The following is a 25130-nucleotide window of genomic DNA, read 5'->3' as shown; positions in this document are numbered from 1 at the left end:
CACATGTCCCCCGCCGTGCCGCTGACCGAATTGCGCCAACTGCTGCCGCCGGGCCCCTTGCTGCTGGCCTACAGCGGCGGCCTGGACTCCAGGGTGCTGCTGGCCTGGCTGGTGGCCCTGCGGGATGCCTATCCGGGTTATTCACTCAGGGCCGTGCATGTGCACCATGGGCTCAGCCCTAATGCCGATGCTTGGGCGACCCACTGCCAGCAGCTCTGCGACGCCCACGCCGTGCCGCTGGAGGTGGTGCGGCTGCGGCTGACGTGTGGCCCGCGGCAGAGCCTGGAAGCGGTGGCGCGGCAGGCGCGCTATGGGGCCCTGGCAGCGCGGCTGGCCCCCGGTGAGCGCTTACTGACGGCGCACCACCAGGATGACCAGCTGGAGACCCTGTTGCTGGCCCTCAAACGCGGTGCGGGCCCGCGCGGACTGGCGGCCATGGGATTGCGGCAAGCCTTTGCCGGTGGCGAGCTGATCCGGCCCTTGCTGAGTCATGGCCGCGCCGAACTGGCGGCCTGGGCCAACGCGGCGGGGCTCAGCTGGATCGAGGATGAGAGCAACGCGGACCTGGGTTTTGATCGTAACTTCCTGCGTCATGCCATAGTGCCGCCGTTGCAGGCGCGTTGGCCCGGCTTTACCCAGGCGGCCAGCCGTTCGGCCCGCCTGTGTGCCGAGCAGGAGGCGCTGGCGGAGGAGATCGCCCGTGCCGATCTGGCGCTGTGCCGGGGGGACGGCGCCAGTTTGGCGCTGGCGCCGCTGGCGAGCCTCTCCGAGCCCCGGCGGCACAATCTGCTGCGCCACTGGCTGCGTCAACAAACCGGCACCGTGCCCAGCGAAGTCCAGCTGCGCAGCATCTGGCCGCAACTGGTACAGGCCCAGGCCGATGCCATGCCGGCGCTGCAGTGGGCCGGCGGCACCCTGTATCGTTTTGCCGAGGCATTGCATCAGGTGGCCAGGCAAGGGGTCTTGTCGCCTGGCACCGTCTCCCTGACGCGGGATGGTCTGTGCCGGCTGCCGGCGGAGCTGGGGTGGGCTGGGCTGAGGATGTGTGACAGGGGCGAACTACGGCTACCTTCTGGATCAGAGTCGGTCAGCCTGCGTTGGGGCTTGCCCGGTAGCACTCGCCTGCGGCCGGTGGGGCGAGGCGGCTCTCGGCCGCTGAAGAAGTTGTGGCAGGAGCTGGGGGTAGCGCCCTGGCTGCGAGGCCGCTGGCCGGTACTGTATTACGGCGAGGTGCCGGTGGCGATTGCCGGCAAGCTGGTCTGCGAGGCGGGTGCGCCTCGGCCAGGCGAGGCGCGGGCTGAACTCATCTGGGTGCCGCCTGCGGCTTAGCGCGGGCGGGCCTTGTTGAGATAGAGCTGCTGATCCGCCTGCTGGTACAGGCTCTGCGCGTCCATGCCAGCTTGCCAGGCAGCGTGACCGAAGCTGAAGTCCACCTGCCAGGCGCTCAGTTCGCTGTCCTGGGCCAGCAGATGCTGCAGACGACTGGCCACTCGATGGGCGGCGAAGGGGTCCGCCGGCTGCAGCAACAGGGCAAACTCGTCGCCGCCTAAGCGAAAGGCCAGATCCGTGCTGCGGATGGCCTGATTGGCCAGGCTGGCGAAACGGACCAGCACCCGATCCCCCACGGGGTGGCCGTGGGTGTCGTTGATCTGCTTGAAGTGATCCAGATCCAGCAACAGCAGCAGCAGGCCGTTGTCCTGACGCTGACTCAGATCTATGGCCCGGGCCAGGGATTCGTCGAAGCTGGCCCGGTTGCCGATGCCGGTCAGGTGATCCTGCCGGCTCAGCAGATCCATCTCCTCAATGCGCAGCAGCAGGCGCAACGGATAGATCAGTATCTGGTGCAGCTGTTGCAGCAGACGGTGGTGATGCTGTTGCAGGGGGGCGGTCAGGCCGTAGCACAGCTCCCCCATGTTGTGATTGAGACGATCCTGCAAGGGGATCAGCAGCTGCATTTCCCCTTGGGGACCTTCTACCAGCAACTGGTCTTGCCCGCGGTGGCTGTATTCCAGGCGGCAAACCGGCAAGAAATTGACGACCCACCCGGCAAAAGTTTGCAGCAGGCGGAGGGGCTCATCCTGACCCATCAGACTTTCCATCAGTTCAAGCCGTTCCAGGCTGGAGATGGCGCTAAAGCCGGTGAACCGGCCGATCGGCAACTCGGGGGCCCGTCCATAGGCGGCAACCAGTTGAAGGCTCTCCATCCGACATCTCCACATTTTTTTGACGATATGGCCATATATCGCAAAAGCTGTGCCAATCTGCCTATTGCGCGGGATTTTGTCGGGGACGGGCCAGGGGAGTGGCAATGGCGGCGTGGTGGCCCGATTTTCTCCGGAAGATTTGTCTCCGGGAGTGAGGAGGGCTCGTCGTCGGGTGACGGCTCGCCGCACGGCCAACAAAAAAGGCCCGGTGAGGGCCTTTTTGTTGGCGTTGGGCTTAGCGCCCCAGACGGGCGACGAGCTCGGCTACTATGGCGTCGATGGCCACCTCCAGCTTGCTGCCGTCACGGCGGGACTTGTATTCCACCACGCCGTTGTCGATGCCCCGCTCGCCGATGACGATGGCGTGGGGAATGCCGATGAGCTCCATGTCGGCGAACATGACGCCCGGGCGCTCCTTGCGGTCATCGAACAGCACGTCCACCCCGGCGGCCTTGAGCTCGGCGTAGTAACGCTCGGCCAGCTCGGCCACCCGGTGGGACTTGTGCATATTCATGGGGATGATGGCCACCTCAAACGGCGCTATGGCGTCCGGCCAGATGATACCGGCGGCGTCATTGTTCTGTTCGATGGCGGCGGCCACCAGGCGGGAGACGCCGATGCCGTAGCAGCCCATCTCCATGATGGTGGCCTTGCCCTCTTCGTTCAGCACTGTGGCCTTCATGGCCTCGGAGTACTTGGTACCCAGCTGGAAGATGTGGCCCACTTCGATGCCGCGCTTGAGCAGCAGGGTGCCCTGGCCACAGGGGCTGGGATCGCCTTCCACCACGTTGCGCAGATCGGCCACCTCGTAGCCCTGGATGTCACGATCCCAGTTGGCGCCGGTGAGGTGATGGCCGTTGAGGTTGGCGCCGCAGACGAAGTCCGCCAGATGGGCGGCGCTACGATCCACGATCACCCGGCAGCTCAGCCCCTTGGGACCGATGGAGCCGGCGTCGCAGCCGGCGGCGGCCTGGATCTGGGCGTCGTTGGCGAAGGTCAGCGGCTTGGCGACGCCAGGCTGCTTCTCGGCCTTCACCTCGTTTAGCTCGTGATCACCGCGCAGCACCAGGGCGATCACCGGCTGCTCACCGGCTTCGTCGGCTTCGCCCAGCACCAGCAGGGTCTTGGCCACCTGTTTGGCGTCCACCTTGAGGAAGGCACACACCTCGTCGATGGTATGGACATCGGGGGTGGCCACCTGGGTCAGGGCGGCGGTGGGGGCCGGACGCTCACCGGCCGGCGCCAGGGCCTCGGCCATCTCGATGTTGGCGGCGTAATCGGAGCCGGTGGAGAAGGCGATCAAATCTTCGCCGCTGTCCGCCAGCACCTGGAACTCATGGGAGCCGGTACCGCCGATGGAGCCGGTGTCGGCCTGCACCGGACGGAAATCCAGTCCCATGCGGCTGAAGGCGGCGCAGTAGGCGGCGTGCATCTTGCCGTAGGTCTCGACCAGGCTGGCCTTGTCAATGTGGAAGGAGTAGGCGTCCTTCATCAGGAACTCGCGGCCACGCATGATGCCGAAACGGGGGCGGACCTCGTCACGGAACTTGGTCTGGATCTGGTAGAGGTTCAGGGGCAGTTGCTTGTAGCTGCTGACCTCGTAACGCACCAGGTGGGTGATCACTTCCTCGTGGGTCGGGCCCAGCACGAAGGGACGGTTGTGGCGGTCGGTGAGGCGGCACAGCTCGGGGCCGTACTGCTCCCAGCGGCCGGACTCCTGCCACAGCTCGGCCGGTTGCACCACCGGCATGGAGACTTCCACCGCGCCGGCGTTGTTCATCTCTTCCCGCACGATGTTTTCAATCTTCTTGAGCACCCGCAGGCCGGTGGGCAGCCAGTTGTACAGGCCGGAGGCCAGCTTGCGGATCATGCCGGCCCGCAGCATCAGCTGGTGGCTGATCACTTCGGCGTCGGAGGGGGTTTCCTTGAGGGTGGAGAGCAGATATTGACTGGTACGCATATCCTTGGACCTTTGGGCGCCGCCACGGGCGATAGACTTAACAACAGAATGGCCGGAAATTCTAGCAGGCCAGGGTATTGGGCATAAAGGGGAAATTGCCGGCGTGGGCGCCAGGACCGTAAGCCGTCACTCACTGGCCGGCATTGTGCCGCCGGGGAGGCCGCCTGTGGTATCCTGTGGCCGGTCGCTTAAGAGGGTTATCACCATGCCGTATCTCGTTGATGTCCACAGCCACACAGTCGCCAGCACCCATGCCTACAGCACCTTGCATGACTACCTGGCAGAGGCCCGGCAAAAGGGCATCCGCCTGTTTGCCACCACGGATCATGGCCCGGCCATGGCCGACGCCCCCCATCCCTGGCACTTCATCAACATGAAGGTGGTGCCTAGGTTGGTGGATGGCATCGGCATCCTCAGAGGCATGGAAGCCAACATCAAGAACCTGTTCGGTGAGACCGACTGTGACGAGCGGCTGCAGGGCTGCCTGGATATCGTGCTGGCGGGCTTTCACCAGCCGGTGTTTCCGCCCAGCTGCCAGGAGGATCATACCCGGGCCATGATCAATGCCATGCGCGGTGGCGTGGTGGACATCATCACTCATCCGGGCAACCCCAATTTCCCCATCGACATGGAGGCGGTGGTGGCGGCGGCGGTGCAGTTCAACGTGGCGCTGGAGATCAACAACTCCTCCTTCCTGCAGTCCCGAGTGGGCAGTGAAAGCAACTGCCGGCGCATCGCCGAGCTGGCGCGGGATCTGGGGGCCACCCTGGTGTTGGGCTCAGATGCCCACATCGCCTTCGATCTGGGCAACCACGCCAAGGGTGAGGCCCTGCTGGCGGCGGTGGGCTTCCCGGAGGAGCGCCTGCTTAACCGCTCGCCCCGCGCCCTGCTGGACTTTCTGGAGTCTCGCGGCAAGCCGCCCATCGCCGAGCTGGCGAACTTGTAAGGCCGTTAAAAACAACAAGGGGACCCTAGGGTCCCCTTGTCATTGCTGGGCGGCTAGTCCTGCAGCTCGCTGATCACCGCATACAGGGGATCTTCGGCCAGGTCTACCTCCACCAGATCGCCGGCCCGGCGCAGCAGGCGGCGGCAGTCCGGGCTCAGGTGACGCAGTTGCAGCCGCTTGCCGGCCTGCTGATAGCGCTCCGCCAGGCTGTCGATGGCCTCGATGGCCGAGTGGTCGCACACCCGGGAGTCGGCAAAGTCCAGTATCACCCGCTGGGGATCCTGTTGGGGGCTGAACAGCTCACCGAAGCGGCGGCTGGAGGCGAAGAACAGGGGACCGCTCAGCCGGTAGACCAGGATCTCGCCCTCCTGGCAGCGCTGGGCGCGGATCTGGCGGGCGTTCTGCCAGGCAAACACCAGGGCCGAGACGATGACGCCGGTAAAGACCGCCAGGGCCAGATCGGTCAGCAGGGTCACCAGGGTCACCAGCAGGATGACGAAGGCGTCCTGCTTGGGCACCTTGCCCATCATCTTGAAGCTGGCCCACTCGAAGGTGCCCAGCACCACCATAAACATGACCCCCACCAGGGCCGCCAGGGGGATCTGCTCGATGAGCGGCGCGCCGAACAGCACAAAGCCCATCAGCAGCAGGGCGGCACTGATGCCGGAGAGGCGACCGCGCCCGCCGGATTCGATGTTGATCATGGACTGGCCTATCATGGCGCAACCGCCCATGCCGCCAAACAGACCGTTGGTGACGTTGGCCAGCCCCTGGCCCAGGCACTCCCGGTTGCCGTTGCCCCGGGTCTGGGTCATCTCGTCGATGAGGTTCAGGGTCAGCAGGCTCTCGATCAGGCCCACCGAGGCCAGGATCACCGCATAGGGCAGCACTATCTGCAGGGTCTCCAGGCTCCAGGGCACCTGGGGCAGGTGGAAGGCCGGCAGGCTGCCGGCCAGGCTGGCGCCGGCATCCCCCGTCATGCCGCGGACAAAATCGATGACGGTGCGGGTCTCCAGCCCCAGTCCCTGCACCAGTAGCGTGATGGTGAGGATGGCCACCAGGGAGGCGGGAATCGCGGTGGTGAGCTTGGGCAGGCCCCAGATGATCAGCATGGTGAGGGCCACCAGCCCCAGCATCAGGTAGAGATCCGGGCCGCCGAGCCAATGCAGCTGGCCGCTGGCATCCGGCACCTTGAACTGCCCCAGCTGGGCCAGGAAGATCACCAGGGCCAGGCCGTTGACGAACCCTATCATCACCGGGTAGGGCACCAGGCGGATAAACTTGCCCAGCTTGAGCAGGCCGGCACCCAGCTGCAGCAGGCCGGCCAGCAACACAGCCACAAACAGATACTCCACCCCGTGTTCGGCCACCAGGGCGACGGCCACCACCGCCATGGCGCCGGTGGCGCCGGAGATCATGCCCGGCCGGCCGCCAAACAGGGCGGCGATGAGCCCCATCATGAAGGCGGCGTGCAGGCCCACCATGGGGGAGACCCCGGCGACGAAGGCGAAGGCCACCGCCTCCGGCACCAGGGCCAGGGCCACCGTCAGGCCGGAGAGCAGATCCTGCCGGGTGTTGGCCCGGGCGAAGTGTGGAAATTGAAACATGGTGCCATCCCTAGGGTTTGCGCTGGTCATAAAAAAGCCGGTCATGCTAACGGCATGACCGGCGGATCACAACCCTAAACCGGATCGGATTACTGGCTGGCGGCGTCGGTTTGCTGGCGGATGGCCGTTTGCTGGGCGTCCGCCTGTTGCTGCAGTTGCTGCTCCAGCGCGCGGGCCTGATCCAGGGCCTGATGCTGGCTCTCCAGCGGGCGTGGCTTGGCCTGGGCCGGTTTGTCGGGTTTGGCGGGGCCGCAGGCGGCCAGGGCCAGGGGGAGCAGCAGGAATAGTATCTTCATTCGGTCACCTCGGTGTCTTGCCTGTCGTCGTTTGCCTGGGGGCCTATGCCAGGGGCCCTTGCCAGGGGGCTTATGCCTGGGACTCTTGCCAGGGGGCCTATGCCTGGGACCCTGGCCAGGGATCCAGCGCCAGCACCTGGATGCGGCCATCTTGTACCTGCCAGCGCACATTGTAGTCATACAGGTGCACGCCGTACTCCTTGGGGTCCTCGGCCAGCTGCTTGTAGGCGGGGCGGGGATCCTGGCCCAGCACCTGAATGAGGAAGGTCGCCAGCTGCGGATGCTGCGCGCTGGCCTGGGCCAGCTGCGCCTGGGCGGCTGGGGTGAAGATCACCTCCCGGGTGGTGGGCGGCGCCGGGGCAAAGCCGCCGTCGGCCTCCGGCAGGCTGTCGGCGAAGGGCACATAGGGCTTGATGTCCACCACTGGGGTGCCGTTCACCAGATCCACCCCTTCCAGCTCCAGCCAGAGACCGTCGGCATCCTGGGTGACGCCCCGCAGGCGCACCACCGACAGCCCCAGGCCGTTGGGCCGGAAGGGACTGCGAGTGGCGAACACCCCCACCTTCTGATTGCCGCCCAGGCGCGGCGGCCGCACCCGCGGCTGCCAGCCCTGCGCCAGACACTCATGGAACACGAAAATAAGCCAGAGATGGGAGAACTGGGTGATCCCCTCCAGGGTCAGGGGATCGTCGAAGGGGGGCAGCAGTTGCAACCGGGCTTCACCTGCGGTCACCAGCCCCGGCTGGCGGGGCACGGAGAACTTCTCCTGGTAGGGGGAGTGGATTCGCCCCACCGCCTGCAGCTGGGGTAACGGGCTCACTGTGCCGGCTCCGCCACCTTGAGGGCCTGGCCGTAACACAGCAGGCTGCTGAGGCAATCGGCGGTCTGCGCCAGGGTGACACACTTGCCCATCAGCAAACCGTTCCCCCCCATGTCCGCCACCTTGCGGCGGGCCTCGGTTCTGGCATCCCCCAGATTGGGCACCGGCTGGTCGGCATCGGCCTGGCAGGACTCGGCCTCTACCGTGCCCAGCACCTGGTAGTTGAGATCTTCTAGCTGGGCCTTCTCCACCAGGGCCACCGAGCCCGGCTTGAAGTATTCGGTGAAGTTCTCTTTATCGATGTTGGTGTGAACGCTGAAGTAGCTGCAGCCGGTCAGCAGGGTTAGACAGAGCGAAAGGGGCAGGGCAAGGGGTAATCTGCGCATGGGGCATCCTGAGCGTTAGGGAGGCGACCATTATAGGGCCAGCCTCCCCTTGGGCTCCAGTCGGCTAGGCCAACTGTTGATGCAGACGGCGGTAATGGTCGTCCTGGGCCAGCAGCTCGGCGTGGGGGGCCAGGCAGCGCAGACGCCCATCCTCCAGCAGACCTATGCTGTCCATCTGGGCCAGGCCGGTGAGTCTGTGGGTGATCATCAGCAGGCTCTTGTCCTGCGCGTGGCGCAGGATGAGCGCCAGGATCGCCTGCTCGGTAGCGGGATCCAGCCCCTCGGTGGCTTCGTCCAGCAGCAGCAGGGGCGCGTCGTGCAGCAGGGCGCGGGCCAGCTCCAGCCGGCGCAGCTCGCCGCCGGAGAGCTGCCGGCCACCTTCCCCCAGCCACAGGGCCAGGGCCTTGCGGGGGTCGGCTTCCGGCAGCAGGCGATCCAGCTCCACCGCCGCCAGCACCGCCAGCAGTTCGTCGTCCGTGGCCGTGGGCTTGGCCAGCCGCAGATTGTCCGCCAGGGTGGCGCTGAACAGGTGAACCCGCTGGCCTACCACCGCCATGGAGGCGCGCAAGGCGCCTTCTGAATAGTCGGCCAGGGGCCTGCCGTCCAGGGTGAGGCTGCCGCTGGCCGGGGTCAGCTCCCGGGTCAGCAGGCTCAGCAGGGTGGACTTGCCACAGCCGGTGGGGCCCAGAATCGCCACCTTTTGACCGGGCGCCAGCTCCAGCGACAGATCCGTCAGCACCCGGGGAGCGGCGCCGTAGGCAAAGGCCAGATCGCGGATATGCAGTTGGCCCGTCTGGGCCGGTGTTGGGTGTTCACCATAGGTCAGCCGTTCTCCGGGGGCCGTGATCTCGTTGAGACGGCGGGCGGCGGTCAATGTGGTGGAGAGGTGGGTGAAGGCATTGGCTAATGGCAGCACCAGCTCGAAGGCGGCGAGGCTGACGAACACCATCAGGGCGGTGAGGGGGCCGGGGGGCGCCTCACCCACGCCATCGGCGGCCAGCCAGAGCATCAATACCGTCACCATGCCCAGCAGGGACTGGAACAGGCCGGTGGCCAGCCCGCCAAGGCTGGCCAGCCGGCGTTGCTGGGTCAGCAGGTGGGCTTCGTCTGCTTCCAGTTTGGCCCGCCAGCTGGGTTCGGCGCCGCACAGCAGCAGCTCTGCCTGGTTGTCCACATAGTCCACCAGCTGGGTGCGCAGGCTGGCCCGGCTCAGGGCCAGGGCGCGGCCCGGCGCCTGGCCCAGGCGGTAGAAGAGCAGGGGCAGCAGCACCACCAGCAGGCTCAGCACCCCGGTGAGCACGGCCGCCTGGCTGGGGTCAAACAGACAGAGGAAGCCGAACAGCGCCAGCAACATCAGCAGGGCGCTGAGCAGTGGGGTGATGAGGCGCAGGTAGAGGTGATCCAGGGCATCTATGTCCGACACCAGGCGGTTGAGCAGATCCGCCTGGCGGAAGCCCTGCAGCCGCGCCGACGGCAGGGGCAGCAGCTGTTGCCAGAAGCGGCTGCGCAGGCTGGTCAGCAGGCGGAAGGTGGCGTCGTGGCTCACCACCCGCTCGGCCCAGCGCCCGGCGGTACGCATGATGGACAAGAAGCGCACCCCGCCGGCGGGGAACAGGTAGTTGAAGCTCTGCCGGGTGGCCAGGGTCAGCCCCGCCACGGCACAGGCACTCAAGAACCAACCGGACAGCGAGAGCAGGCCGATGCCGGCGGCCAGGGTGAATAGGCTCAGCAACAGCCCCAACAGCAGGGGCAGGGCGTGCTGGCGATACAGGCGCAAGTAGGGCCAGAGTGCCTGGATGGCGGCGATCATGGGCGCGGCTCCTGGGCGTTGTGGTGAATGACCAGCCGTTGATAGGCCGGATGGGTGGCCAGCTCCGCCGGGCTGCCGTCGGCCACCAGCTGGCCGGCCTCGATGAGCAGCCAGCGTTCGGCCTGTTGCAACTGTTCGGGTCTGTGGCTGACCATCAGGCTGGTGGGGCCAGCCAGCCGCGGAGCCAGGGCGTCCATGATCTGCTGCTCGGTATGGCGATCCAGGCTGGCGGTGGGTTCATCCAGCAGCCAGAGGCCAGCCGGGTGCTGGGCCGAGTGCAGCAGGGTGCGGGCCAGGGCCAGCCGCTGGGCCTGACCCACCGACAGCCCGGCGGCCTGCTCACCTATGGGGTAGTCCCAGCCCTTGTCCTGCTGCAGGGCCAGGGCGCCGGCCTGGCGCAGGGCGTCCAGCCTGGCCGCCTCGTCGACCGCGTCCAGCCCCAGACAGAGGTTGTCCCGCAGGCTGCCGTGAATGAGCCGCGGGTTTTGGCGCAGCCAGGCCAGATGGCGGCGCCAGCTGGTCATCTCCAGGCTGGCCAGCTCCTGGCCGTTGACCTTCAGGCTGCCGCGATAGGGGGCAAAGCCCAGCAGGGCCTGGATCAGGCTGCTCTTGCCGGCGCCGGTGCGACCTATGAGGGCGGTGCGGCAACCGGCGGGCAGGCTGAAGCTCAATGGGCCCAGCAGCCGTTGGCCGTCGGCGCTCAGCACCTCCAGATCCCGGGCTTCGATGCTGACGGGGCCGTCGGCCAGGAAGGGGCTGTCCCCCTGTTGCAGTTGCAGCAGGGGTTGCGCCAGGAAGGCTTCGAGCTGATCGGCGCCGCCGATGGCCTGGGCTTTGGCATGATAGTGGCTGCCCAGCTCCCGCAGGGGCAGGAAGAAGTCCGGTGCCAGCAGCAGCACAAACAGGCCGGCGAACAGGGTGACGCCCCGTCCGTAATCACCGAAATTCAGATGTTCCAGATAAGAGAAGCCAAAATAGACCGCCACCACGGCGATGGAGACGGAGGCGAAGAATTCCAGCACCGCCGAGCTGAGGAAGGCCATGCGCAACACTTCCATGGTGCGTTCGCGAAAATCCTCCGAGGCGGCGGTGATGGCGGCACCTTCGGCCTGGGCCCTGTGGTAGCGGCGCAGGGTGGCCAGGCCCTTGAGACGATCGAGAAAATGGGCCGACAGGCGGGAGAGGGCCTGGAAGTTGCGCCGGTTGGCGTCGGCCGCACCTATGCCGGTCAAGATCATGAAGAAGGGGATCAGGGGGGCGGTGGCCAGCAGTATCAGGCCGGCGGCCCAGTTCACCGGAAACACCACCAGCAGGATCAGCAGGGGCTGGAGCACCGCCAGCATGGCCTGGGGCTGATAGCGGGCATAGAAGTCATGCAGCTCTTCGACCTGTTCCAGCAGCAGGCTGGCCCAGCTGCCGGCGGGTTTTTGCTGCAGGTAGGCGGGGCCTCTGGCCTGCAGGGCGTCCAGCACCTGACGCCGCACCCCCTGGCGTACCCGGGCGGCGCCACGGAAGGCGCTCTGCTCCTTGGCCCAGGCCAGCAGGCCGCGCAGCAGGGCCAGCAGCAGCAGGCCTGTGATGCCCATGAGCAGGCTGTGCCTGTCCTGCTGGTCTATGATGATGCCGTGCAGCAGGCGGGCCAGCAGGTAGGCCTGGGCTATGATGACCAGGGCTGACAGGGTGCCCAGCAGCAGTGTGATGCCCAGCCAGGGGCGGGCCAGGCGGCTGCCCTGACGCAGCCAGCCGGTCAGGGTGCGTTGACGTGATTTATCCATGGGACCAGGCGGTTCACTCGTGAAAATAGCCGTGCAAGCCTACCCCGAGCCCGTTACCTTGGCAATTAGAAGCCTTTTGTATGCTTGTTTTACAGCAGCAGACGCAGCCTGTGCGCCTGACCTCGTCTGCGAGGAGCGCCTTGGGCTATGATTGAAGGGCATTATCGGGTGTGGTGATAATTTCTTCCTTAAATAACAAGGGGGTGGCTGGGTTGCCAAGGCGACAGTTATCTATTTGGCACAAGTTTTTGCTGCTTTGCCTGCTGTTCCTCGTGCTGCTGCAACTGCTGCTGATGGGGGAAGTGCGGCTGTTTTTGCACCCGCTGGTGCTCTCCATGGAGAAGCAGTTTGCCGACAGTCAGCAGCACAGGGTCGCCATGGTCTTGCAACGGGAGTTGCACGATCTGCAGCGCATCAGTCAGGACTGGTCTTCCTGGGACAGCCTCTATGACTATGCCTCGGCCCCGAATCCCACCTTCGCCAACGAGAACCTGATACCCGAGACCATGGACGGGCTGGAGCTGGATCTCTTCTTGCTCTACGACAAGGAAGGGCGCCTGATCAGCTCCCTGACCTCGCAGGACGAGGCGGGGATGCCCAGGGCCTTGACGCTGCTGATCCCGCCGGATCTGCAGCATCTGCAGCTGTTCCGCGCGCTGTTTTCCCGCCCCTCGGGTGATAAGACAGACAGCTTTGAAGGCATAGTGCCGACGCCCTCCGGCCTGATGGCCATCAGCCTGCAGCCGGTGCTGCATTCGGACAAACAGGGGCCGGTCAACGGTGCCCTGCTGATGGGACGGCTGTTGACCCCGGCTTATCTTGACCATTTGGCACAGATCGCCGGGGTGCCTTTTTCGTTGAGCCAGGTATCGGCGCCGCAGGATTTTTCCCGCTATCGCATCGAAGATCACCGGGTGACCCATGTGACGGAGCCTTGGCAGGAGCCGGGTGTGCCCAGCCTGCTGCTGACGGTGCAGGTGAGCAGTGAGTTGGGCCAACTGGCCGGTGAGACATTGGAGTACGCCTGGGTCTTCACGGCGGTGGCGCTGGGTGGTTTGACCCTGGTGTTCATCTACCTCATCCATCGGCTGGTGCTCAGACCCTTGCGCCAGCTGGAGCAGTATGTCGGGCTGGTGTGGCGCAACGATCTGCAGGCCATTCCGGCACCGCCGACGCGCAACGATGAAATTGGCCGTCTGAGCAACAGCTTCGTCGGCCTGCTGGACGAACTGGCCATCAAGCAGCAGATCCTGGCCCGCTACTCCTATGAGGACAGCCTCACCGGCATCGCCAACCGCCGCCGCTTTGAGGAAGTATTCACCCAGGCCTTTCTGCGGGCCAAGCAGGCCAGTGGCTCGCTGGCGTTACTGATGATTGATGTGGATTACTTCAAGCCGTTTAACGACCACTATGGTCACCCGGAAGGGGACAAGGTGCTGCAACAGGTGGCCATGGCCATCGCTCGCTCGGTGAACAAGGTGTCGGATCTGGTGGCCCGCTATGGCGGCGAGGAGTTCGTGGTGTTGCTGGAAGGCGCCGATCTGGCGGTGGCCCACCAGGTGGCGGAGCGGATCTGCCAGAATGTGGCCCAGTTGGACATTCCCCATGCCAGCAGTCGCTGTGCCAACCGGGTGACGGTCAGCTGCGGCTATACCGCCGGCATTCCGCAGGGCAAGGACAACGGCCGCCGTTGGCACATGGTGGCGGACGAGTCGCTCTATCAGGCCAAGGGGGCGGGACGTAACTGCGCCCGGGGCCAGCAATTGCCGCCCCTGTCCTCTGGGTAAAGCGACGACAGTTTGCCTAAAGCCTGAGCAATCGGTGGGGGCCAGGGTAGAAAGCGGAGGCCTGCCCATTGCGTTGACGTAAAAAATCCCTATAGTAGTGCGCACCGCAGCGGGTGTAGTTCAATGGTAGAACTTTGGCTTCCCAAGCCAATAGCGTGGGTTCGATTCCCATCACCCGCTCCACTTATCCCTTCTTGCCCAGGCGGGCATCGTATAATGGCTATTACCTCAGCCTTCCAAGCTGATGATGCGGGTTCGATTCCCGCTGCCCGCTCCAATTTCGCCTGATGTCCCGGTCGTTGGCCTGATCTGGCCTGAGTGCTAGAATAGCCGCCATTTCTCGTCGGCCCCTCAGGGCATCTCTCTTACAAGGCGTTTAAGCATGAAAGTCAAAACCCGTTTTGCCCCCAGTCCCACCGGTTTCCTGCACGTCGGTGGTGCCCGTACCGCTCTCTATTCCTGGCTGTTTGCCCGTCATCACCAGGGCACCTTCGTGCTGCGTATCGAGGACACGGATCTGGAGCGTTCCACCCAGGAGGCCATCGACGCCATCATGGAGGGGATGAACTGGTTGGGGCTGAACTGGGAAGAGGGTCCCTTCTACCAGACCAAGCGGTTTGACCGGTACAACCAGGTGATCGACCAACTGCTGGCCGAAGGCAAGGCCTATCGCTGCTACTGCTCCAAGGAGCGCCTGGAAGCCCTGCGTGAACAGCAGATGGCCGCCGGTGAGAAGCCCCGTTACGATGGTTGCTGCCGCGATGGTCAGCACCATCACAGCGCCGACGAACCCCATGTGATCCGCTTCCGCAATCCCCAGGATGGCGTGGTGGCCTTCGATGACCATGTGCGTGGCCACATCGAATTTGCCAACAGCGAGCTGGATGATCTCATCATCCGTCGCACCGATGGCGCCCCCACCTACAACTTCTGTGTGGTGATCGACGACTGGGACATGGAGATCACCCATGTGGTGCGGGGTGAGGACCATGTGAATAATACCCCCCGTCAGATCAACATCTATAAGGCCCTGGGGGCCCCTGTGCCCGAGTTTGCCCACGTCTCCATGATTCTGGGGGATGACGGTGCCAAGCTGTCCAAGCGCCACGGCGCCGTGAGCGTGATGCAGTATCGGGATGACGGCTATCTGCCGGAGGCCCTGCTCAACTACCTGGTGCGCCTGGGTTGGTCCCACGGCGATCAGGAGATCTTCTCCATGGCCGAGATGATCCAGTACTTCAGCCTAAACGCCATCAACAAGTCGGCTTCTGCGTTTAACACCGACAAGCTCAAGTGGCTGAACAACCATTACATCCGCAGCCTGGATCCCGCCTATGTGGCCAAGCACCTGGAGTGGCACCTGCACGACCAGGGCATCGACTTCAGCCAGGGCCCGGCCTTGACCGAGGTGGTGACCCTGCTGGCGGAGCGTTGCCAGACCCTGGTGGAGATGGCGGGACAAAGCCGTTACTTCTTCGAGGAGTATGAGGCCATTGACGAGGCCGCGGCCAAGAAGCACCTCAAGGCCGGCGCCCTGGCACCGCTGCAACTGCTGCGGGAGAAGCTGGCTGCCCTGACCAGCTGGGAAGTGGAACCCCTGCACCATGCCATTGAAGCTACCGCCGCTGAGCTGGAGCTGGGCATGGGCAAGGTGGGCATGCCCCTGCGGGTCGCCGTCACCGGTCTGGGCCAGTCCCCCTCCATCGATGCCGTGATGGCATTGGTAGGTCGCGAGCGGGTGTTGGCACGCCTGGACAAGGTGATTGCCCAACTGGCCAGTCAAGCCGCCTGAGGCGGACTGGTTCGCTAAACCCCGGCTACGCCGGGGTTTTTTTTGGCCTGAGGCGGCACCTTGCAGGCTTTTTGGTCAGGCTGGCGAGGATTTGGACGACCAGTCAGGCAGGGCGATTTTTTTGTTGACACACAGGGGCCGGCTGCCTAATATGCGCCTCGCTCGCCGGTTAACACGGTGAGTCCAGCACTCTGGAAGCCTGCGATTGTGGGGTTATAGCTCAGCTGGGAGAGCGCTTGCATGGCATGCAAGAGGTCCGCGGTTCGATCCCGCGTAGCTCCACCAACTTCCAGAAAACGTCGCGATACGTATTCGCACCTGTAGTGGGGTTATAGCTCAGCTGGGAGAGCGCTTGCATGGCATGCAAGAGGTCCGCGGTTCGATCCCGCGTAGCTCCACCAAATATTCTCAGTCGAATGCTCAGGCGTTCGAAACCACAGATTTGTGGGGCTATAGCTCAGCTGGGAGAGCGCTTGCATGGCATGCAAGAGGTCGACGGTTCGATCCCGTCTAGCTCCACCAACCTTGATTTGGGGTTATAGCTCAGCTGGGAGAGCGCTTGCATGGCATGCAAGAGGTCCGCGGTTCGATCCCGCGTAGCTCCACCAAATCACAAAAGGCCCGTCTCTGACGGGCCTTTTGCTTTTTCCCATTCACCATAGAGTGACGTCCCTTCAGTGCCTGAGGGGACGTCACTCCGTCTTGCTGCGCTTGGTCCTTCACCGCGAGCGGGAGGGTTTGGACTCACGTTGCCGGTTACGACCCGGGGGCTGCCTCCATGGACAGCTCCTTAGCCATGTTGGCCTGGGCTATGGGTAAGGTCACCAGAATGGCCAATCCACCTTGCTCCCGGTTACGGGCCAGGATGGTTCCGCCATGGGCCTCTATCGCCCGCTTGGCGATGGCCAGCCCCAACCCTTTGCCCTGGCTCTGATCGTGGTGGTAGAAGGGGGTGAAGATGGTCTCCAGATCCGCCTCAGGCACACCCGGTCCCTGGTCGCAACAGCTGACCACCACCTGATTGGCCGGCGCATTGACCGTGACCGTCAGGTGTACCGGCGTGCCCCTCGGGCTGTGCTGGGCGGCGTTACGGATCAGGTTGTCGAAGGCCCGCAGCAACAGCTCGGCCCGACCATGCAGCAGTATGTCCTCCTCGGTATCCAGCAGCAGGTCGAAGTGGCGCCCCTCGGCGGCATATTCGAAGCGGGCATCGTCCACCAGGCTTTGCAGCAGGGACACCAGATCCAGGTAGTCATCGCCACTGATGGGGACCCTGGCCTCCAGTTTGGCCAGGGTCAGTACCTCTTCAATCATCTGATTGAGCCTGTGGGTCTCATGCTCGATACGCGACAGGGCATCGTCAAAGCGATCCGGACTCTGGCGGGCCAGCCCCAGGGCCACCTGCACCCGGGCCAGGGGGGAGCGCAGATCATGGGAGACATCGTGCAGCAGGCGCTGCTGAGCGCCGATCAGGCTCTTGAGCCGCTGAGCCATGAGATCGGCATCCCGCCCCAGCTGACCCAGCTCGTCCTGGCGATGGCCCATCTGCTGACCGATCTGCAGATCGAAGCGGCCGTCCGCCACCTGACGAAGGCCATCCCGCAGCAGGCGGATGGGCTTGGCCAGATGGGCCGCCAGCAGGGCGCTGCACAGCAGGCTGGCCAGCATCATCAGCAAGGGAAAGGTCAGGGGGTGGTGCAACAGGAAAAAAAAGCCCGAAGGTGCATTTTTGTCACGCAGACGGAACAGATAATAGGTCTGGCCATCGGGGGCCTTGGCGGTGAGCACCCGGGGATCCTGCTGCTGGATCAGGGACTGCACCCGCGCCCAGATCCCGGGAGGAACGGATAGGCCGACCTGCTCGTGGCCCTGGCCATCGGTGACGCGGATCTGCGTCTCGGGTGGGGGCATGCCCCGTTCCGGCGGTAGACGCGGTTCCAGCAAGCCATTGCGGTCATCCGGTGGGCCGAACAACTCCGGCGGTGGCACCGGCCGCAGGCGATAGAAGGTGTTGAGCAGGGGAATGCCACCTTGGCGTATCACGTTGCCCATGGCCTCCATGATCTGGCGGCTCATGGGGGAGTTGTCTATGGGGTCGTTCAGCTGGTTCTTGTACTCTTCATAGATCATGGAGCCCAGCTTGGTGCCGCCCAAGAGCAGCACCAGGGTCAGCCAGAAGGTCAGCAGGATCCGCCAGAAAATACTTCTCATATCAGGCAGCTAACAGCTGGTAGCCCAGCCCTCGAATGGTCTGGATGGGGGAGCGACCATCGGACAGCATGCCCAGTTTCTGGCGCAGGTTGCTGATATGGACATCAATGCTGCGATCGTAGCGGGTCAGGCTGCGGCCCAGCACCTGGCTGGAGAGCTCTTCCTTGCTCACGGCGCGGCCGGCATGGCGGGCCAGCACTTCCAGCAGATTGAATTCGGTACTGGTGAGATCCAGCACCTGCTCGTCCCAGTAGGCCAGACGGCGGCTGGGGGCCAGGCGCAGGGCACCGATCTGGTGATCCGCCAGCCCTTGCGGTTGCGGCTGGCTGCGACGCAGTATGGCGCGGATGCGCGCCACCAGCTCGCGGGGAGTACAGGGCTTGGCCACATAGTCATCGGCCCCCAGCTCCAGGCCCAGGATACGATCTATGTCGTCCCCCTTGGCGGTGAGCATCAGGATCGGCATCATGCTGTTGCCGCGCACCTTGCGCAGCACTTCGGCACCGTTGAGCTTGGGCAACATGACATCCAGCAGCATGATGTCGAACGATTCAGCTAGGGCGTGGTGGACGGCGGTTTCGCCATCGTGGGCCTGCACCACCTCATAGCCCTCTATGGTCAAGTATTCGGCCTGCATGGCGCACAGGTCCAGATCGTCATCTACTAGCAATACCCGGGTCATTGTTACTCATCCTACTGCTCAGGGAGGGTTCATGATACGAGTTGCCCTAGCCCGGACAAGGGGCTGGATCTCTATGCGCTTTCTTTTACCTGTTTTTACATGTTAGTGGTTTCGCTTGGCATTAGCTGGCGCCATTGGATCGGTTGGCAGTCAACAGCGGCGCCAGAAAGTCCGCTATTTGCGCGGCGATCTGCGGCTGGGCTTCGGCACGCGGGTGCAGTCCGTCTTCAAACAAGAGTGCAGGCTGATCGTAGAGGGACTCCAGCAAGAAGGGCATCAGGGGGAGCTGGAACTGCTTGGCCAAGGCGGGATAGATCCCCTCGAAACGGTCAATGAAGCGGCGTCCATAGTTGCGGGGCAAGCGGATCTGCATCAGCACCACCTGGGCGCCGGCCGCCTGACTCTGGGTGATGATGGCTGCCAGATTGGCCTGGGTCTGGTTGACGGGCAGGCCCCGTAGGCCATCGTTGGCGCCCAGCTCCACCAGCACCCAATCGGGGCTATGGGATTGCAGCAGGGCGGGCAGCCGGGTCAGGCCGCCCTGGCTGGTTTCACCACTGACGCTGGCATTGATGACGGTGAGGGGCGCACCGGCCAGCGGCGGTTGCCGGGTCAACAGGGTTGGCCAGCTCTGCTCGGCGGCCATGCGATAGCCGGCGCTCAGGCTATCCCCCAGCACCAGTAGGCTGTATCCCTGCCCCCAGGCAGGTATGCTAAAGACAAACCACAGACAGACGAGAAGCATGCGCATGACATCACCCTTGATGATAGAAGTGCGGGATCTGACCCACAGACTGCAGTGGGGCACCCAGACCCTGACCATCCTTGAAGGGATACAGCTGGATGTCAAGGCAGGGGAGAGTCTGGCCTTGCTGGGGGCGTCGGGCTCCGGTAAGTCCACCCTGCTGGGACTGTTGGCCGGACTGGATCTGCCCAGCAGTGGCAGCATCCGGCTGGCGGGGCAGGAGATCACCCAACTGGATGAGGAGGCCAGGGCGGCACTGCGGGCCCGGCAGCTGGGCTTCATCTTCCAATCCTTCTTGCTGCTGCCCAGCTTCACGGCGCTGGAGAACGTCATGCTGCCCGCAGAGCTGGCTGGCTTGGCCGACCCGGAAGGCGCGGCTCGGGCGCTGCTGGCGGAGGTGGGGCTGGCTCAGCGCCTCGATCACCTGCCCAGTCAGTTGTCCGGCGGCGAGCAGCAGCGGGTGGCCATCGCCCGGGCCTTCATGGGGCAGCCGGCGCTGCTGCTGGCGGACGAGCCCACCGGCAACCTGGACAGCCAGACCGGGCAGCACATCACGGATCTGCTGTTCGAGCTCAACCGGCGCCATGGTACCAGCCTGGTGATCGTGACCCATGACGAAGCCCTGGCGGCCCGCTGTGGTCGCCAGCTCAGGCTGTCGGCCGGACGCCTGCTGGAGCCACAGGCATGAGCCGCCTGCTGCTGCGGCTCGTCGGCCGCGAGCTATGGCGGGGGGAGCTGCGCGCCGTGGTGCTGGCCTTGGCCCTGAGCGTCGCCTGCGTGCTCAGCGTGGCCCTGGTGGCGGATCGTCTGCAACAGACCCTGACCCAGGGCGGCCGGGAGTTTCTGGCCGGGGATCTGCAGCTGCGCAGTGCCGAGACGGTACCGGATACCTGGCTGGCTGCGGCCCGGCAGCAGGGTCTGGCCTGGAGTCAGACCCTGGTGTTCAACTCCATGCTGTTTCACGAAGACGCCCTGCAGCTGGCCAGCATCAAGGCGGTGGGGCCCGGTTATCCCTTCTATGGTCAACTGCAACTGGAGCCACCCGCCACCGTCGCCGCCGGCCGGATCTGGCTCTCTCCCGAGCTGATGCAGCGCTTGCAGGTGGCGGTGGGGCAGACGGTCGAACTGGGCGAGCTGGAGCTGCAGGTGGCTGGGCGGGTGCTGCAGACACCCGACGAGGGCTTCTCGCCTGTCTTGCTGGCCCCCCGCGCCCTCATCGACCTGGCGGATGCCGAGCGCAGTGGTCTGCTGCTGCCGGGCAGCCGCCTGAGCTACCGCTATCAATTCCAGGGGCCGGCGGCGGCCCTGGCTGCCTGGCAGGCCGAGGTGAAACCTCAGCTCAAGCCTGGCCAGCAGCTGGTGGGCCCCGGGCAGGGGGAGGGCATGATGAGTCAGTCTCTGGCCCGCAGTGAGCGTTTCTTTCGCCTGGCCGCCCTCATTGGCCTGCTGCTGGGCTGCATGGCCATCAGCCTGGCCATGGGCCGGTTTGCCCAGCGCCAGCAGGACATGATGGCCCTGCTCAAGGTGCTGGGGGCCCGTCGGCGAACCCTTTGGGGGCTGATGAGCGGCTTGCTGCTGGCGGTGGCGCTGGTGGGGGGACTGCTGGGGGGGGTGGCCGGAATGCTGTTGCAGCAGGGATTTATCCTGCTGCTGGGGGATCTGTTGCCCAAGACGCTGCCGTCGCCGGGCCCCTGGCCTTTTGTGCTGGGGGGCCTGTTGGCGGTGCTGGCCACCGTGCTGTTGAGCCTCTGGCCCTTCTTGCAACTGCTCAAGGTGCCGCCCTTGCGGGTGCTGCGCCAGGGGCTGAAACCCGGACTGCCCGATTGGTTGGGACTGCCCGTGCTGCTGTTGGGAGCACTGCTGTTGTGCTGGCTGGTGACTGGGGATGGCCCGCTCACCCTGGCGCTGTTGGCGGGACTCTTGCTGGTTGGGCTGGTGCTGACCCTGCTGGTGCGGCTGTTGCTGTGGTTGCTACCCCGGGGGCGCCCCGGCTCTGGGCTGGCCTTGGCGGTGCGGCAGCTGCGGCGCCAGGGGTGGCGTAGTGCGCTGCAGGCCCAGGTGCTGGCCTTGCCGCTGATGTTGCTGGGCTTGCTGTTGGGCGTGCGCCAGGCCTTGCTGTCCGACCTGTGGACCCAACTGCCGGCAGACGCGCCCAATCGCTTCGTGTTGAACATAGCGCCCCAGGACAAGGCACCGCTCGACCGGCTGCTGGCCGCCCACGGGATTGCGGCGCCCACCTATTATCCCGTGCTGCGGGGGCGCCTGACGGCCATCAACGATGAGCCTGTGACCCAGCAGGAGGGGGAGCTGGGGCGTGAAGGCATCCACCGGGAGCTCACCGTCACCTGGCTTGCTCAGTTGCCGGCACACAATCGCCTGCTGGCCGGCGCCTGGTGGCAGGCGGGGCAGGGGCAGCAGGTATCGGTCGAGTCTGATGTGGCGACGCGACTGGGGATCGGGCTGGGCGACTGGTTGAGCTTCGATCTGGCTGGGCAAGCGGTACGGGCGCGGGTCAGCAGTTTGCGGCAGGTGAATTGGCAGGATCTGCAGCCCAACTTCTTCATGATCTTCTCGCCGGATCTGTTTGCCGAGCAGCCCAGCAGTGCCATGGCCAGCCTGCGTTTGTCGCCGGACAGTGCCCTGGAGCGGGAGCTGGTGCGGCAGTTCCCCGCCCTGACCCTGATCAACGTGGACGAACTGATGGCCAAGCTGCAGGCCATGAGTGAACGGATTGGTAAGGCGCTGGGACTGATGGCGGCGCTCATCACCCTGGCCGGTCTCTTGGTGCTGCTGGTGCAGGTGCAGGCGGAGCTGGCTCGCCGTCGCCCTTCGCTGGTGTTGATGCGCACCCTGGGTGCCAGTGCCGGGCAGCTCAAGGGGGCGCTGCGCTGGGAGTTGCTGACCCTGGGCGCCTTGGCCGGTCTGGCGGCGGCACTGGGGGCAGAGGTGGCCTTGCGCCTCAGTCATCAGCTATGGAGTCTGCTGCCCTGGCGGAGCCTGCCGGCCTTGTGGCTGGGGCTGCCGGTGATGGGGGCGCTGCTGGTGTGGCTAACCACCTCACTGATGGTGGCGCAGCAGCTGCGTCAGGCGCTGGGCGCGCGCTTGCGCGCCTTTTAAGCCGAGGTTGACAGACGGTTTCGCATCTAGCGCCGTTTGTATTGTTGCAAGGCCTGGGCAATCCGCGCCCGGGCATCGCCAGACAATTCGGGTCCGGCATCGTCCAGTTGTTGCTGGCTCAGTTGGCGCAGACTTAGCTGCAGACCGGTGAGCTGCCGGGCAAACTGGAGGCAGTTGCCACACAGCGACAGGTGCAGGCGCAGGGCCAACTGCTCCCCCAGCCGCAGGGGCCGCTCCTGCTGTTCACTCAGCAGGCGGCTGGCGGCGCGACAGGACATCATCATCAGACAGACTCCCCTTGTTGCCAGTCCCGTTCCAGGCAGCGGCGCAAGCCCATCCGTGCCCGGTATAACAGGGTCCAGAGATTGGTCGGCGTGATGGCCAGTTCCTGACACAGGGTCTCGCTGGCCTCATCCAGCAGGGTGCGCAGCATGAACAGGCGGGCCAGCCGGGGTGGCAGGCTGGCCAGGCATTCCTCCAGAGCCAGCAGGAACTGCTGCCGCTGGGCCAGCCCATGGGGATCGCCCCAGCGCTGCAGGGGCTGGGTCCAGTGGCCGTCGGGCAGAAACTGACTGGCGGCAGGATCCAGCAAGTCGGCCAGCTGGGCATCCGGTTCGGCCTCTGGCTGCTCACGGCGCAGGCGTCGGTAGTGGTCCAGCATCTTGTGTTTGAGAATGGCCACCAGCCAGGTGCGGGTACTGCTCTGACCGGCAAAATTGTGCTGAGATTCCAGCCCGGCCAGCAGGGTTTCCTGTACCAACTCTTCGGCTAAGGCGGCGTCACGCAGGTGGAGCAGTGCATAGCGATAGAGGGCATCGCCATGGCGGGGCAGCCACTGCTGCGGGTCATCCAGTCTGGGCATGGGCTCTCCTTGGCCACGTGGGTGTGGGCAGATTAACCGCAGTGTGGTGGCAGATCCAGCGTCAGCGCAGCAAGGCAGGCAGGGCCAGGGCCAGGCTGGGGTAGTCGAACACAAAGCCCGCCGCCTGCAGTCGGCTGGGCAGGACCTTTTGTCCCTTGAGCAGCAGGTCGGCACGTGCTCCGAGCAGCAGGCCCAGCAGACCGGACGGCAGGTGCAGCCAGTGGGGCCGCTGCAAGGCCGCCGCCAGCTGGCGGGAGAAGTCCGCCTGACAAACCGGTTGTGGGCTGGTGAGGTTGTAAGGCCCCTGGCAGTCGTGGTGGCTGAGCAGGAAGTCCAGGGCGCGCAACAGATCCGGCAAGGCTATCCAGGAGTAGATCTGCTGGCCATCGCCCAAGGTGGCGCCCAGCCCCAGGCGATAGGCGGGCAGCATCTGCGCCAGGGCACCGCCCTGTTTGCCCAGCACCATGCCAAAGCGCAGCAGACAGACACGGGCGCCCCACTGGCTGGCTTCCATGGCCAGCGCCTCCCAGCGGGCACAGATGTCGTGGGTGAAGCCGGGCGTCACAGGGCCTTGGGTTTCGGTGAGGGGCTCGTCGCCGTGCCAGCCGTAGTAGCCGATGGCCGAGGCGTTGAGCCAGATCCGGGGCTTGGGCTGACTACGACTCAGGAGATCCACCAGGCGGGCGGTGATCTGCCAGCGGCTCTGGCCGATAGCGGTCTGTTGTGCTTGGCGCCAGCGGTGCGCCATGATGGGTTCTCCGGCCAGATTGACGATACCGTCGTAGGGGGTGAGATCCTGCAACTGACTGAGTTTGACCCAGGGCAGCGGGCGGCCGCCGCGCGCTGGCTTGTGTGCGGCGGGATCCCGGCTCACCAGGGTGAGTTGGTGTTTGCCTTGCCAGTGCTGGCACAGCGCCTGGCCGATAAAGCCACTGGCGCCCGTGATGAGTAGATGCATGAGAACTCCTCGGCCGATGCCTGTTGCCAGCTTAGCGCAAATGGCGCGCCAGCGTTTCAGTTGGTATTCGGCTGACGCTGCTTTACAGTGGAGCCTGGGTTTGAGTTGGAGTCTGAGTCATGAGTGTCGAGTCGTCTCTCTCCCCCTTGCTGCGCGGCCTGCTGGGCTGCGCCTGCGTGGTGGTGGTGCTGGCGGGGATCAAGGCGGCCTCCCTGGTGGTGGTGCCCTTCGTGTTGGCCTGTTTCATCGCCATGATTTGTCACCCCCTGGTCAATCTGCTGGTGCGCTGGCGCCTGCCCCGGGGGCTCGCCATCCTGCTGGTGGTGGCCATCATAGTGATACTGCTGCTGGGACTCACCGGCATGGTGGGCAGTTCGGTGAACAGCTTTGCCCGGGATGTGCCCCGTTATCGCAGCGAGCTGGGGGCCAACTTCCATTGGTTGACCGGACAACTGGCCCGCTTCAACATCAGTCTGACGCCGGATCTGCTGATGGAGTACCTGGATCCCGGCATGGCCATGAACCTGGCCAGTAACATGCTGAAGGGCTTCTCCAGCCTGATGTCCAATCTGTTCTTGTTGCTGCTGACCGTCATCTTCATGCTGATGGAGGCGGCCAGCCTGCCCAGACGCTTGCACCTGGCGCTGGAGGATCCCCAGATGCGTATGTCCCAGCTGGATCGCTTCCTGGACTCGGTGAATCGCTACATGGCCATCAAGACGCTGATCAGCCTGGGCACCGGCCTGTTTGCCGGTCTGGCGGTCTGGCTTATCGGCGTGGACTACGCCCCCCTGTGGGGGCTGCTGGCCTTCTTGCTCAACTACATTCCCAACATCGGCTCCATCATCGCCGCCGTGCCGCCTGTGCTGCTGGCCTTGTTGCAGCTGGGGCCCGTGGGGGCAGCCGGAGTGGCGGCCGTGTACCTGGTCATCAACTTTGTGGCGGGAAATCTCATCGAACCGCGGGTGATGGGGCGGGGACTGGGGATCTCGGATCTGGTGGTGTTCCTCTCCTTGATCTTCTGGGGCTGGCTGCTGGGCCCGGTGGGCATGCTGCTGTCGGTGCCCCTGACCATGGTGGTGAAGATCGGGGTGGAGTCCACCCAGGGGCTGGGCTGGTTGTCGGCTCTGCTGTCCAACGGTGAAGGGTTGCCCAGAGCTTAGGTTATCCCC

Annotated in this window: 21 protein-coding genes and 6 tRNA genes; 13 read left to right on the top strand and 14 right to left on the bottom strand. The window is 65.0% G+C overall.

What is annotated here, in order from left to right; all coding sequences use genetic code 11:
• Positions 1–3: 3 nt before the first annotated feature.
• Positions 4–1329 carry a tRNA lysidine(34) synthetase TilS gene (gene tilS / locus ABD847_RS06590; protein WP_345011216.1) on the top strand — a complete coding sequence of 442 codons (1326 nt, stop codon included), beginning with the start codon at positions 4–6 and terminating at the stop codon, positions 1327–1329.
• Here the strand turns inward: tilS and ABD847_RS06585 are convergent.
• Positions 1326–2204: a GGDEF domain-containing protein gene (locus tag ABD847_RS06585; protein WP_345011214.1), complete on the bottom strand. Its 879-nt coding sequence runs from the start codon at positions 2202–2204 to the stop codon at positions 1326–1328. The genes tilS and ABD847_RS06585 overlap by 4 nt on opposite strands.
• Positions 2205–2439: 235 nt before the next feature.
• On the bottom strand, positions 2440–4164 hold the full coding sequence (locus ABD847_RS06580) for a proline--tRNA ligase (protein ID WP_345011212.1): 1725 nt from the start codon (positions 4162–4164) through the stop codon (positions 2440–2442).
• 205 nt (positions 4165–4369) lie between these two features.
• On the opposite strand from ABD847_RS06580, the gene ABD847_RS06575 reads away from it, so the two are divergent.
• On the top strand, positions 4370–5110 hold the full coding sequence (locus ABD847_RS06575; protein WP_345011210.1) for a phosphatase: 741 nt from the start codon (positions 4370–4372) through the stop codon (positions 5108–5110).
• Between the two features lie 53 nt (positions 5111–5163).
• Here the strand turns inward: ABD847_RS06575 and ABD847_RS06570 are convergent, their stop codons facing one another.
• The 6 genes from ABD847_RS06570 to cydD form a co-directional block, all read right to left on the bottom strand.
• On the bottom strand, positions 5164–6717 hold the full coding sequence (locus ABD847_RS06570; protein ID WP_345011208.1) for a SulP family inorganic anion transporter: 1554 nt from the start codon (positions 6715–6717) through the stop codon (positions 5164–5166).
• A gap of 89 nt (positions 6718–6806) precedes the next feature.
• Complete coding sequence (locus ABD847_RS06565; protein ID WP_345011206.1) at positions 6807–7013, bottom strand: hypothetical protein; 207 nt, start codon at positions 7011–7013, stop codon at positions 6807–6809.
• Between the two features lie 97 nt (positions 7014–7110).
• Positions 7111–7833: a tRNA (N6-threonylcarbamoyladenosine(37)-N6)-methyltransferase TrmO gene (gene tsaA / locus ABD847_RS06560; RefSeq protein WP_345011204.1), complete on the bottom strand. Its 723-nt coding sequence runs from the start codon at positions 7831–7833 to the stop codon at positions 7111–7113.
• Entirely contained in the window at positions 7830–8219 is a 390-nt protein-coding gene (gene rcsF / locus ABD847_RS06555) for an Rcs stress response system protein RcsF (RefSeq protein ID WP_345011202.1), read from the bottom strand. Before rcsF ends, tsaA begins: the two co-directional genes overlap by 4 nt.
• A 64-nt stretch (positions 8220–8283) precedes the next feature.
• A complete protein-coding gene (gene cydC, locus ABD847_RS06550; RefSeq protein ID WP_345011469.1) occupies positions 8284–10017 on the bottom strand; it encodes a heme ABC transporter ATP-binding protein/permease CydC in 1734 nt (577 codons plus the stop codon).
• 8 nt (positions 10018–10025) lie between these two features.
• The gene (gene cydD / locus ABD847_RS06545) at positions 10026–11804 is read right to left on the bottom strand and encodes a heme ABC transporter permease/ATP-binding protein CydD (RefSeq protein ID WP_345011200.1); all 1779 of its coding nucleotides are present in this window, start codon (positions 11802–11804) and stop codon (positions 10026–10028) included.
• A 248-nt stretch (positions 11805–12052) separates the two neighbouring features.
• Between cydD and ABD847_RS06540 the strand changes: the two genes are divergently transcribed.
• From ABD847_RS06540 to ABD847_RS06505, 8 genes are all read left to right on the top strand, one after another.
• A complete protein-coding gene (locus ABD847_RS06540; RefSeq protein WP_345011198.1) occupies positions 12053–13591 on the top strand; it encodes a sensor domain-containing diguanylate cyclase in 1539 nt (512 codons plus the stop codon).
• A gap of 109 nt (positions 13592–13700) precedes the next feature.
• Positions 13701–13774 (top strand) — tRNA-Gly (locus ABD847_RS06535).
• A gap of 19 nt (positions 13775–13793) precedes the next feature.
• A tRNA-Gly gene (locus ABD847_RS06530) sits at positions 13794–13868 on the top strand.
• Positions 13869–13973: 105 nt separating this feature from the next.
• Positions 13974–15383: a glutamate--tRNA ligase gene (gltX, locus tag ABD847_RS06525; RefSeq protein ID WP_345011196.1), complete on the top strand. Its 1410-nt coding sequence runs from the start codon at positions 13974–13976 to the stop codon at positions 15381–15383.
• Between the two features lie 209 nt (positions 15384–15592).
• Positions 15593–15668, top strand: a tRNA-Ala gene (locus tag ABD847_RS06520).
• A 40-nt stretch (positions 15669–15708) separates the two neighbouring features.
• Positions 15709–15784: transfer RNA gene (locus tag ABD847_RS06515), tRNA-Ala, on the top strand.
• Between the two features lie 45 nt (positions 15785–15829).
• Positions 15830–15905, top strand: a tRNA-Ala gene (locus tag ABD847_RS06510).
• Positions 15906–15915: 10 nt separating this feature from the next.
• Positions 15916–15991: transfer RNA gene (locus tag ABD847_RS06505), tRNA-Ala, on the top strand.
• A 148-nt stretch (positions 15992–16139) separates the two neighbouring features.
• On the opposite strand, the gene ABD847_RS06500 is transcribed toward ABD847_RS06505, so the two are convergent.
• The 3 genes from ABD847_RS06500 to ABD847_RS06490 all read right to left on the bottom strand — a co-directional run bounded on the left by ABD847_RS06500 (position 16140) and on the right by ABD847_RS06490 (position 19021).
• Positions 16140–17594 (bottom strand): HAMP domain-containing sensor histidine kinase, encoded by a 1455-nt coding sequence (locus ABD847_RS06500; RefSeq protein ID WP_345011194.1) that lies wholly within the window; start codon positions 17592–17594, stop codon positions 16140–16142.
• Position 17595: 1 nt separating this feature from the next.
• Positions 17596–18276 (bottom strand): response regulator, encoded by a 681-nt coding sequence (locus ABD847_RS06495; RefSeq protein ID WP_345011193.1) that lies wholly within the window; start codon positions 18274–18276, stop codon positions 17596–17598.
• Between the two features lie 121 nt (positions 18277–18397).
• A complete protein-coding gene (locus ABD847_RS06490; protein WP_345011467.1) occupies positions 18398–19021 on the bottom strand; it encodes an arylesterase in 624 nt (207 codons plus the stop codon).
• A gap of 4 nt (positions 19022–19025) precedes the next feature.
• Between ABD847_RS06490 and ABD847_RS06485 the strand changes: the two genes are divergently transcribed.
• Entirely contained in the window at positions 19026–19709 is a 684-nt protein-coding gene (locus ABD847_RS06485; RefSeq protein WP_345011465.1) for an ABC transporter ATP-binding protein, read from the top strand.
• Entirely contained in the window at positions 19706–22138 is a 2433-nt protein-coding gene (locus ABD847_RS06480; protein WP_345011191.1) for an ABC transporter permease, read from the top strand. Before ABD847_RS06485 ends, ABD847_RS06480 begins: the two co-directional genes overlap by 4 nt.
• Before the next feature lie 26 nt (positions 22139–22164).
• On the opposite strand, the gene ABD847_RS06475 is transcribed toward ABD847_RS06480, so the two are convergent.
• The 3 genes from ABD847_RS06475 to ABD847_RS06465 all read right to left on the bottom strand — a co-directional run bounded on the left by ABD847_RS06475 (position 22165) and on the right by ABD847_RS06465 (position 23958).
• Positions 22165–22422 carry an anti-sigma factor family protein gene (locus ABD847_RS06475; RefSeq protein WP_345011189.1) on the bottom strand — a complete coding sequence of 86 codons (258 nt, stop codon included), beginning with the start codon at positions 22420–22422 and terminating at the stop codon, positions 22165–22167.
• Positions 22422–23000 carry a sigma-70 family RNA polymerase sigma factor gene (locus ABD847_RS06470; RefSeq protein WP_345011187.1) on the bottom strand — a complete coding sequence of 193 codons (579 nt, stop codon included), beginning with the start codon at positions 22998–23000 and terminating at the stop codon, positions 22422–22424. Before ABD847_RS06470 ends, ABD847_RS06475 begins: the two co-directional genes overlap by 1 nt.
• Positions 23001–23061: 61 nt before the next feature.
• Positions 23062–23958: a TIGR01777 family oxidoreductase gene (locus ABD847_RS06465; RefSeq protein WP_345011185.1), complete on the bottom strand. Its 897-nt coding sequence runs from the start codon at positions 23956–23958 to the stop codon at positions 23062–23064.
• Between the two features lie 119 nt (positions 23959–24077).
• On the opposite strand from ABD847_RS06465, the gene ABD847_RS06460 reads away from it, so the two are divergent.
• Positions 24078–25121, top strand: a complete 1044-nt coding sequence (locus ABD847_RS06460) for an AI-2E family transporter (protein WP_345011183.1) — start codon at positions 24078–24080, stop codon at positions 25119–25121.
• The last annotated feature ends 9 nt before the right edge of the window (positions 25122–25130 follow it).

Origin of the sequence: Pseudaeromonas paramecii (assembly GCF_039540575.1) — a bacterium.
GTDB lineage: Bacteria > Pseudomonadota > Gammaproteobacteria > Enterobacterales > Aeromonadaceae > Pseudaeromonas > Pseudaeromonas paramecii.
The sequence above is the reverse complement of the archived record's forward strand: the minus strand, read 5'-3'. Positions and strand labels throughout refer to the sequence as shown.